General features: G+C 61.2%; 10 protein-coding genes. 2 read left to right on the top strand and 8 right to left on the bottom strand.

Going from position 1 to position 10,435, the window contains the following annotated elements:
• A partial coding sequence (locus tag WBV42_RS01105; RefSeq protein ID WP_423984406.1) for a stage II sporulation protein M occupies window positions 1-1,273 on the bottom strand: 1,273 nt, incomplete at its 3' end.
• Between the two features lie 415 nt (window positions 1,274-1,688).
• Here WBV42_RS01105 and WBV42_RS01110 point away from each other — a divergent pair.
• The gene (locus WBV42_RS01110; RefSeq protein WP_253234626.1) at window positions 1,689-1,844 is read left to right on the top strand and encodes a hypothetical protein; all 156 of its coding nucleotides are present in this window, start codon (window positions 1,689-1,691) and stop codon (window positions 1,842-1,844) included.
• On the opposite strand, the gene WBV42_RS01115 is transcribed toward WBV42_RS01110, so the two are convergent.
• The 6 genes from WBV42_RS01115 to WBV42_RS01140 form a co-directional block, all read right to left on the bottom strand.
• Complete coding sequence (locus WBV42_RS01115; RefSeq protein ID WP_423984407.1) at window positions 1,829-2,869, bottom strand: 3-oxoacyl-ACP synthase; 1,041 nt, start codon at window positions 2,867-2,869, stop codon at window positions 1,829-1,831. The genes WBV42_RS01110 and WBV42_RS01115 overlap by 16 nt on opposite strands.
• On the bottom strand, window positions 2,866-4,068 hold the full coding sequence (locus WBV42_RS01120; protein WP_423984408.1) for a branched-chain amino acid ABC transporter permease: 1,203 nt from the start codon (window positions 4,066-4,068) through the stop codon (window positions 2,866-2,868). The genes WBV42_RS01115 and WBV42_RS01120 overlap by 4 nt, the downstream gene beginning before the upstream one ends.
• A 79-nt stretch (window positions 4,069-4,147) precedes the next feature.
• Window positions 4,148-5,194, bottom strand: coding sequence for a branched-chain amino acid ABC transporter permease (locus WBV42_RS01125; protein ID WP_423984409.1), 1,047 nt, complete (start codon window positions 5,192-5,194; stop codon window positions 4,148-4,150).
• Window positions 5,191-5,889, bottom strand: coding sequence for an ABC transporter ATP-binding protein (locus WBV42_RS01130; RefSeq protein WP_423984410.1), 699 nt, complete (start codon window positions 5,887-5,889; stop codon window positions 5,191-5,193). Before WBV42_RS01130 ends, WBV42_RS01125 begins: the two co-directional genes overlap by 4 nt.
• Entirely contained in the window at window positions 5,886-6,653 is a 768-nt protein-coding gene (locus WBV42_RS01135; RefSeq protein WP_423984411.1) for an ABC transporter ATP-binding protein, read from the bottom strand. The genes WBV42_RS01130 and WBV42_RS01135 overlap by 4 nt, the downstream gene beginning before the upstream one ends.
• A gap of 1 nt (window position 6,654) precedes the next feature.
• Entirely contained in the window at window positions 6,655-8,076 is a 1,422-nt protein-coding gene (locus WBV42_RS01140) for an ABC transporter substrate-binding protein (RefSeq protein WP_423984412.1), read from the bottom strand.
• A gap of 829 nt (window positions 8,077-8,905) precedes the next feature.
• On the opposite strand from WBV42_RS01140, the gene WBV42_RS01145 reads away from it, so the two are divergent.
• Window positions 8,906-9,763 (top strand): SDR family oxidoreductase, encoded by an 858-nt coding sequence (locus tag WBV42_RS01145; RefSeq protein WP_423984413.1) that lies wholly within the window; start codon window positions 8,906-8,908, stop codon window positions 9,761-9,763.
• Between the two features lie 112 nt (window positions 9,764-9,875).
• Here WBV42_RS01145 and WBV42_RS01150 read toward each other — a convergent pair whose 3' ends face one another.
• Entirely contained in the window at window positions 9,876-10,094 is a 219-nt protein-coding gene (locus WBV42_RS01150) for a hypothetical protein (protein WP_066148865.1), read from the bottom strand.
• Window positions 10,095-10,435: the final 341 nt, after the last annotated feature.

Raw genomic sequence — 10,435 nt, forward strand, 5'->3', positions numbered from 1 at the left:
GGAGGATGAGAGCGAGCGCGAGCGTCGGGTTCGGGAGCAAGCCGACGACCGCGCCGACGACCGCGCCGTTGAACAGGACCGTGACGAGGGTCGGCACGCCGAATCCGAGTCCGGCGAAGGCCGCCGAGATGGCGACCAACCAGTTGTTCGCGGCGATTTTGACGAACACGTCCACCGGAATCGTGCCGAAGACGTTGCTGGTCAGGTCGGGACGCACGCTCCGGAGCGTGAACGGTTGCGCCGCGAACCACCCGCCGACGCCGCCGAGCGCGAACAAGCCGAGCGTGACGAGAAACAGGAGCGGTTTCCGTGCGAGAAACGACCTGAGTTCGTGAAGCCCGCGGCCTAACGCGCCGCGAAGCGACCCACGACCCGTCGAAAGCGTCGGTTCCGCATCGAGATACACCGCCGTCTTCAACACGCTCAGCACGGGTAACAAAAAGAAAAGCAGGATGATACCCGAGACGCGACTGACGCCGACGAGTCCGAACCCGGCCGTCAGGAAGGCGAACACGCCGAACAACCCGACGGCGACGATGATGTACGCCGCGGTGCGCGCCACGTTGTGCCGGACGAACCCGCCGCTTCGACGGATTCCGGTCCAGATACCGACGTCGTCGATGACGATGGCCTGCGGGACGAACATGAACAGCAGGTAGACCACGAGGCAGACGACGAGAAATACGAGGGAGAGGACGAGGCCTCCGAGGAGGGTTACCACAGTCGGATCCCGCTGTGCGAGGACCGCGAGAACCATGAAGGCGAGGAAAGCGGTCCCGAAGGCGACGGAAACGACGATGAACGCCGCCAATCTGGCGAGCGAGAGCAGGAGAAACCTCGTCGCGTCCTCGCCCGCTCCGACGATACCGGCCGGGACGGGTCGCTCGTTTCGCAGGGCGGCCGTCACCGCGTGGACTTGGGCCGCACCGACGATGGCACGAGCGACGAACACGGCGACCAATGCCAGCAACATGGACACGGCGAGAATGAGGACGACCTCGGGTGTGAGCAGGCCGTGGAGTGCGTCCGCCAATCGGTTTGCCCGCTCGGGATTCGTTCCGGCTTCCGCCAGGTCCGTATGTCTGAACGCAGTGACCACGGCGTCGATACGCCCCGTACCGGCGAGAAGCAGGTAACACAGCACCAACCCGAGGATCGGAAACGTCTGGGCGATCAAGTTGATGCTCGACCCGGCGAGAAAGAACGGGAGGACGGTCGCCGGGCGGCCGAGGAGGATCGACCGGGCCGACGAGCTAGCGTCGCGGAGTTTCATATATCCCCACATCTCATTCGAATTAAATATGTTTGGCGGTGGTCGGTCGCCCCGGGGCGAAACCCGAACGGACGAATTGGCGGAGTTCGTCCGTTTTCCCTGATAGGTTTTTGCCGATCGTAACGTCGTTTTTCCGAAAGTAGTCCGAACCTACAGCGTTTCGAGCGAGAAATTGGCGAGGCGAAGCGTCCCGTATTCGATCGATCGGCGACCGAACGCGGCAGCACAGGAGGACAGCACCACCGACGACGACGGTGAGGGTGACGACGGTTACACCGGCGGCGCGCGGCCGGGGGATGGGACGTCCACACGGACGTATTATCCGATTAGTCAGCTCGGTACTTCGACTCACACCGTCCCTGTCGGGTGGTTATCGAGCGTATAATAAAGATAGATGAGATATCATATTAATTTGATGAGCACCTTTGGAATCAACTGGCGGCGGGCGGGACACGAAGCGAGCCAGGCGGACGGCGAAACCAAGCACGCTGACGAGGAGGAGACGTCCCGTCGATCCTATTCGCTCCGTGCCTTGCTTCCGGGTCCGTACGTTCGCTATCCGAAAGAGTAAGTGGAATTACCGCCCCCGTGCCAGTCGAGCACCGTCGCCGCCCACGTGTAGCCGGTTCCGGCCGCGAGGAAGCAAACGACGTCCCCCGCCTCCAGTAGGCCGTTTTCGAGTCCCGCATCGAGCGCGAGTATCTGATCCACGCTTTGGATGTGTCCGAACTCGTCCAGATAGTAGTTTTCCGCATCGAGCGTCGAACAGAGGTAGTCGTGGAACGACCGCTTCATGTGTGTGAGCGCCACGAAATCCAATTCGTCCCGCTCGTATCCCGACCGCGTGAGTGCGGTGTCGGCCACAGAGAGGAAGTTGTCGAGGCTCACGTCGGCCAACCGCTCCTTCATTCCGTCCGGGTCGGGCACGTCCAAGGTGTGAAGGCCCGCCCGCACCGTCGCCTCGCTCGGCGGGTTGCGCGACCCACCCGCGGGCATGACGACGTCCTCGGAAAAACTGCCGTCCGTGACGGCGGCGCTGTCACGAACCGTGGCGAGCGGGTCCTCCGGCGATGCTTCGAGTACCATCGCACACGCGCCGCTGCCGAAGTTGAACATGAACGAGGACTCCTCGTTCCCGTAGTCCACGAGGTCCTCCTCTCGACTCGCGGAGACGAGCAGGATTCGTTCGACGTGGTCCGCGACGAGCATCGACTTCGCCTGCCGGATGGCGATTGGCGCGCCAGCACAGAGCGCGTAGCTCTCGCTGGCGAACGCGCCCTCGGCACCGATTCGCTCCGCGACGTTCGCGGCGGCGCTCCAAACGACGAAGTCCTTGAACTCGCTGCCGTGGTACAGCACCGCGTCGAGTTCCGACGCCTCGATTCCGGCACGGTCGAGTGCCCGTTCCGCGGCGTTCACGCACATGTCCGTCGCGTGGTCGCCGTCGAGCAGACAGACGTGCTTTTCACGCACTCCCATCTTCTCGACGACGACGTCCTCGGGGATGCCGCTCTCGCGGGCGATTTCTGCGCCCGTGACGGAGTCCTCGGGGACGTAGAGTCCGTAGCCGGTGAGTCCGACGGTCGTATCCATCATCGTAAATACCTCCGAACATGTTCGGGAAGTGTCTTCGCAACCGGACCACCGAGGCGGTCACGCAGGGTGCCGAGCAGTCCGTTGGGAACGAACAAGACGAACAGGACGAACAGCGCGCCGACGTACAGGTCGGCGTGACCGTTCAGGAACGTCTCGATAGCTCCCTGAACCGTTAGTCCGTTGTAAATCGTCGTTCCCATCACTCCCGCGCCGAGATGGTCTCTCAGGTAGGGTAGGAGTCCGACGCCCTGGGCTTCCTTCGACAGGAACTCGCGGACCGACTCGTCGAACAACTGCCCGTAGAGCGGTCCGGCGAGCGTTCCGAACCCGCCGATGATGGAGGCCAGCAACGCGTCGCCGGCCACGAGGAAGTTAAACGTCCCGTCGGGCGAGACGGTTCGCTGATAGCCCGCCAGCAGACCGCCCGCGATAGCGGCGAAGAAGGCGCTGATGGCGAACGCGCCGAGTTTGTAGTGGAAGGTGTTGTACCCCACCGCGATTGCTCGCTCCTCGTTTTCGCGGATGGCAATCATCACTTTTCCGAAAGGAGAGTGGATGATTCGCTGCATGGCGAAGTAGCAGACGAGCACGACCAACCCGACCATGTAGTAAGACACCCCGGTCTGGTCGAGGTGAACGAACCCCAGCGAGACGGTGTCGCCCGTCAGCGCCCCGATAGCGAGATTCAGCGAATCGATACCCGGAACACCGATGTTGAGTCCGGCCGGACCGTTGACGAGAATTCCGTCGTGCGGGTTCGGCCCGACGTAATCCCATCCGCTGACGAAGACGTACAGCACTTGCGCGAAGCCGAGGGTAATCATGGCGAAGTAGACGCCCGTCAGGCGGAACGAAACCGAACCGATTGCCAGCGCGAGGACGACGGCGAGGAGTCCGGCCACCACGAGCGAAATCATGAACGGCGTGTTCGCCGGGAGGAACGGAACCTTGTCGTTGGCGGTGAGGATGACGAAGTACGCGCCGGTGCCGTAGAACGCGGCGTGGCCGAACGACAGGTAGCCCGTGTAACCGCTGATGAAGTCGAACGACATGGCGAACAGGCCGAAGTAGAACACCGGAATCATCGTCTCGACCTGCGGAAGGAGGGTCATCGCCTCCGTTCCGACTGGCGAGTTTTTCAACGCCGTATAGATGGCGGGGTAGGCCATGAGCACGAGGATGACGGCGAGGTGAACCATGTGGTCACGGGTGTACTCCGCGACCCACGAATTCTCGGTTCCCTTCGAAACGGTTTGTCCGTCGGTCCCGGTTTCGGTGCTAATGGCCCCCCACCTCCTCGACGCCGAAAAGGCCCTGTGGCCGCAGGATGAGCACGACCACGAGGATGAGGAAGATGGTCATCTCCGGCAGTCCGGCGAAACTGATGGCGTTATCGAACCACCACGTCGTGATGGCATCGACCATGCCGACGAGAAGCGCTGCGACGACGGTGCCGCGGAACGTCCCGAGGCCGCCGACGATGACGACGACGAACGCCGGAAGCAACGCCTGCGAAGCGACCGGAACGCTCGCACCCCACTTCGGGTCCCACATCAACAGGACGCCAGCGATGCCGGCCAGTCCAGTGCCGAGCGCGAAGATGACGGTGAACACCCGGCGAACGTCGATGCCGAGCGCTTCTGTCATCTCCGCGTCTTCGCTCCCCGCTCGGATGACGAGTCCGTAGCGGGTCCGGGTCAGGAAGGCCCAGATTCCGGCGACCGTGAGGACGCCGAACGCGATTTCGAAGAGAGCGAGGCCGTTCACTGAAGTCCCGGCGAAGCCGACCTGCGTGGTCAGGAAGCCGGGTTTCGTCGCGAAAGCGTCCTGCCACGCGGTTTGAGGTTGCATACCGTAGAACTGGACGACGATGCTGACGAGTTCGTTCAACACCAGCGTCAGCCCGAACGTCAGCAGAATTTGATACACCGGCGGTCTGTCGTACAGTTTGCGGATGAGACCGACTTCGACGGTCGTCCCCAACCCGGCCAGTAGACCGAAGGTGACGACGACGGCGACGAAGAACGCACCCATCTGGGTGAGCGAACTGCTCCCCGCCGAAACGAGCACGACCATTATCACCCCGCCGAGGTACGCGCCGAGCATCGTCAGCGATCCGTGGGCGAAGTTCAACACGCCCATCAGGCCGAAGATGAGGGTCAGACCGCTCGCAATCATCACGTACAGCGCGGCCTTGGCGAGACCCTGAACGAACACCGACACGAGCGTCGATGGGTCGAGGAAGTCGCCCAGTGCGCTGCCGAAGTTGGCAAGCGGGACGAGCGGAACGAGCGAAGCGAGTGGAGCGAGTATTTGGAAAATCATGCGGAGAGATACCTCCTGAATCGCTCGTCGTCCATCGAGACGTCGTTCGCGTCACCCGATTCGACGACGCGTCCGTTATCGAGGACGTAGAACCGGTCCGCGAGGTCGAGCGCCAACGGGAGGTTCTGTTCGACCAGCAGTATCGTGGTGTCGGTCGCTGCCTCGGCCAACGCCTCGGCGACGGCCTCCACGATGAGCGGGGCGAGTCCCTCGCTCGGTTCGTCCACCAGCAAAATTTCGTTGTCGCCGACGAGTCCGCGAGCGAGGGCCAACATCTGTTGTTGGCCGCCGCTGAGATTTCCGGCCTCGCGGTCGCGGTGCTCTTCGAGGGCGGGGAACGTCTCGAACGCCACGGCGAGCGCGTCGTTCACGTCGTTCCCTTTCGGCACCGCGACGCGGACGTTCTCCTCGACCGAGAGTTGGGTGAAGATGCGCCGTTCCTCGGGAATCCAACCGATCCCCATCTCGGCGACTTCGTGGGTACTCTTGCCGACGAGTTCGGTCCCGCGGAACCGAATGCTTCCTTTCCGTGGGGGGGTCAACTGAAGGATGGTGCGGAGCGTCGTCGTCTTGCCGACGCCGTTTCTACCGACGAGGGCGACGACTTCGCCTTCCTCGATTTCCATCGAAACGCCCTCCAGAACGTGACTTTCACCGTAGTAGGTGTGGGCGTCTTCGACCGAAAGTAGACTCACGCGATACCCTCCTCGGCCTCGTAGCCGCCGAGATACGCCTTCTGCACTCGTTCGTCGTCGCGCACCGATTCGGGAGGAGCGTCGGCGATGACCGAGCCTTGATTCAACACGACGATGCGGTCGCTGACTCGCATCACGATATCCATGTTGTGTTCGACCAACAGGACAGCGTGGTCTTCCGCCACGTCCTCGATGAGGTCGATAATCGTCCCGACGCTCTCCGAGGAGACGCCCGCGTTCGGTTCGTCCAACAGGAGCACGTCGGGGTCGCCCGCGAGCGCGACGGCGACTTCCAACTGGCGGGTCTGCCCGTGGCTCAGGTTTTGCGCCGTCGTGTCCGCGAACTCCGAGAGTTCGACGCGTTCCAGAATCCGGTGGGCTTGCTCCGTATGTTCCGGAAACGCGCGCGCGTTCCGCCACGCGTTGGCCGACCCGTTTCCATGGGCCTGGACCGCCACGCGAACGTTTTCGAGGACGGAACTCGTCGGGAAGACGTTCGTTATCTGGTAGGAACGATGCAGCCCCAACCGGGCCGTCTCGTGCGGCGGCGTATCGGTGATATCCCGCCACGACCCGTTCGTTCGAAACTCGATACTGCCCTCGCTCGGCGTGAGGACGCCCGTCAACAGGTTGAAAAACGTCGTCTTTCCGGCACCGTTCGGGCCGATGAGCGAACAGAGTTCGTCCTCTTCGAGCGAAAAATCCACGTCATCGACGGCGACGAGGCCGCCGAATCGCCGCGTCAGCCCCGTGGTTCGGAGCATGTTAGAGCGAGCAGGACATGCTGCTCGCGTCCTTCGGGATGGTCGCCTCCTCGCCGTCGATGGTAGCGAGCGGCTTCCCGGGCATGACGGCGGCGTCCCAGCTATCAGCCCACTCGTCCGTCGTCGGAACGGGATTGGCGACGGTCATCGAGGAGCGGGCTTGGTTGTTGTACTTCTGGAAGACGTAGCCGTCCTCACCCTTCGGCGTGTCCTTCACGGTCATGCCGCGCATGGCTTCCGCGATGTCGGTTCCCTTCGTGGACCCGCTCTCGCGGACGCCTTGCACAATGGCCGACGCCGCGGTGAACGTTCCCGAGGTGAACAGGTCGGGGACGACGCCGTAGGCTTTGGTGTACGAATCGACGAACGAGGAGTTGATGTCGTTGTCGTACTGATTCCAGTGGTAGCGGGTCGTGAACGGCCCGAGCTTCGCCTTTTCGATCTTCTCCTTCGTCAGCGGCTTGCCGAGGACTTTCTGCATCGTCTGGCCGACGACCTGATTCGTGATCTGGGTCGCAAAGCCACCGAAAACGCGGTAATCGTAGTCGCCGGAGAGGTACTCGGTGAACAGGTTCGGCAGCGTGGCGACGGTGAACCCGCCGACGATTCCCTGTGCGCCCGCCTTTTGCGCGTTGTCGAGCAGGCCCTTCCACTCGGAGTGACCCTGTGGAACGAACTTCTTGCCGACGATTTTCACGCCCTCGTCCTTCAGGACCTGTTCGTAGTTGTTCACGACGGCCTTGCCGAAGCTGTAGTCCGCGCCGAACAGGTACACCTTCTTCACGTCCGTCTGCGTCGCGACGTACTTCCCGCCGCTCCGGGCGTCCATCGCGGTGTTCTCGCTCGCGCGGAAGACGAGGTTGTTGCACGTCTCGCCGTTCGAGGTGATGTCGGCGGACGCCGCGGGACCGGCGATGTACGGGACGCCAGCCGTTTTCGCCACCGTCTTGATGACTGTCGTCGCCGAGGACGACGACGCACAGCCGAACAGCATGTCCACGTCCTGGTCCTTGACGAGGTTCGTCGCCAACTTCTGTGCCGTCGCCTGTTTGAACTTCGAGTCACGGACGTACAGTTCGAAGTCCACGTCGCCGACTGAGATGGTTGTCTTCCCGGTCTTGACGCCGGTCTTCGGCTTCGCGTCCGCTTTGTAGGCCAACCCGGACAGGAAACCCCAGAGGCTCTGTTGTCCGTAGTACTTCAGGCTCCCGGAGATCGGTTGGAGTACACCGACCTTGACCGTTCCCGATACGTCCTTCATCGTCGTTTTACCTCCCGTTCCAGCATCGTTACCTCCTTTCGAGTCGCTCGTTGTATCGTTGTTGTCATCGTTTCCGTTTCCAGTACACCCTGCCAGTCCAGCGATGCCGACCGCACCCGCCGACGTGAGGACGTTGCGCCGTGTCAGTCTCCGGTTCGTCATACCATCTATACCGGGTGCGAGAAGTGGCAAATACTGCTGGGTTAACATGTGAACTGACTGGCGCATGGGAGTGGCAAACGGCACTAATCACTGAATTCCGCAATCACTGAGATAGAGGATAGAGGTCTCGTAGGCAAGCAGCCATCCCGAGTGAACAAGTGTGATGTATGCAAATAAACTCGAATTTAATTACACAATCAGACAGCCAAAAAACTGATTCGAGTGGATGGAATACAATATTTCGTCGGGGCATCACTCCATGATTGTGATTGAATCGGTTAGCTCCCTCCCGACAACCGTGAGAAGCGCTCATGTGCACCCAATGGCTCCTCACGGTCTTTCGATACTGACGCTCGTTAGGAGAATGTAGACTCGGAAGTAGAGATAAGTTGTTAGCATTTGCAACCAAGTCGTTCACTGTCCGCGTCCCCTAATGAGCATTTGTCGAAGGGAAAGCGCATAGACATCCTCTCTCTTCGACGATCCCCGCTTTACAAGCGTTGTGTCTGTGAGAATTTTCCGCCCTGCATTTCGTTTTGGACGCGACACCTGTACTCGGTTGTGTTTGTCCATACCGACTCGACAACTACACAGAATCGTGTCGAGGCGGAGAAGGCCCGAGAGTAAACGATAACGATAGTGGTTGTCCGATACAGTAGCGTGTGAAATCGAGATCGCTCGGTGAAACCGTTCTACTGGGTCATCGTACCATCGAGATCTGGTGTGAGAAGTGGAGAATGTGTTCGGATTAACATGTGAACGGACTGTCGATACGGCGGTTCACATGTCAACCCGGAGCTTTTCCTCGTTGCCTCACGCGTTCGTAGATATGGTAGACGACGCGGTAACGCCGCCCGAGTTCGACCCCGACGAAGTACTGTACGTCGAAGACGACCGTTTCAGGCCCGAGAACGTCGCCATCGTCACGGGCGCGGCCTCCGGCATCGGACGCGCGGCGGCGTTCGCGCTGGCGGCGAACGGCCTCACCGTGGTCGGCACTGACGTGGACGAGGACGGACTGAGCGAGACCACCGACCGGGCCGAGGAGTACGGCGTCGCGGAAAACGTCGAGACCGTCGCCGCCGACCTCAGCGACGAGGACGAGATCGACCGTATCGTCTCGCACGCGGCGGACGCGGGCGCGGTGAAATATCTCGCCAACGTCGCTGGACTCCAGCACATCGACCCCATCGACGAGTTCCCGGCCGAGCAGTTCGACCTGCTCCACGACGTGATGGTTCGCGCCCCGTTCCTGCTGGCGAAAGCCTGCCTTCCCCACATGCGCGACAGCGACGACGGAACCGGCTGTATCGGCAACATGGCCTCGGTTCACGGCCACTACGTCACCTCGGACAAGGTCGCGTACAACGTCTCCAAGTTCGGTCTCCGCGGTCTCACCCAATCCATCGCGGCGGAGGGTGACGGCGACGTTCGCGCCTTCTCGATCAGTACCGCTTACGTGAAGACGCCGCTCGTGACGGATCAAATCCCGGACACCGCCGAACAACGCGGGATTTCGGTGGACGAGGTGGTCGAAGACGTGATGCTCGGCCAATCCCGGACGAAGGAGATGATGACGCCACAGGAGGTGGCGAACCTGTTCGTCTTCGGGTTCTCGAAGCACGCGAGTCATCTGAACGGCGGCGACCTGCTGTTCGACGGCGGCATGACGCTGACCTACGACTGAGTCCCGACACGCGGTTTCGATGTGACGGGACGAAAATAATGCCAAAACGAGAGACCACATCGAATTGCCGACGTGGTCATTCGGCGGGCAATTCACCAGTGTTACCCTTCGATCATCCCCACAGCCAATCCGTGAACCACACGGCGAGGCCGAGGAGGACTGATGCGATGCCGATCGGTTGGAACGGCGGAATGATCAGCATGACTACTCCGGCGGCGATCAGGAGGATTGCCAACTCCTCTTCCGCGTACTCTTCCGTGAACCGGACGAACAACGATCTGTTGTCCTCTTGTTCGGTTGATACGTTCTGTTCGGTTTCTTCGGTTGCCATATCTTTCCCCCGCATACGCAGAGGGGACGACCCTATTTCCCTCCCCCGTCAGTTCACGAAATCAGATCGTATCTGAGGGAGTCATTTCCACGTTATATTCCCATGGGAATGTCCGATTTAATACGCGAACATCGTATTTTTCGATTCGAAGGGACCGACCGGGTGATGGAAGCCGTTTCGATGGACCACATCCCCCGAGCGGCGGCGACGTATTCGACATTTCATCGGTACGTTCCCATTTGTGTCCGTTTCCCGTCCGTTGGCACGATCTAAGCGACCATTGAACCGACTCCCACGACGACACACACGTTCGAACGATCGTCCGTCGGTCGTTCCGACGC

Source organism: Haladaptatus sp. (assembly GCF_049589095.1).
In the GTDB taxonomy this organism is placed as follows: Archaea; Halobacteriota; Halobacteria; order Halobacteriales; family Haladaptataceae; genus Haladaptatus.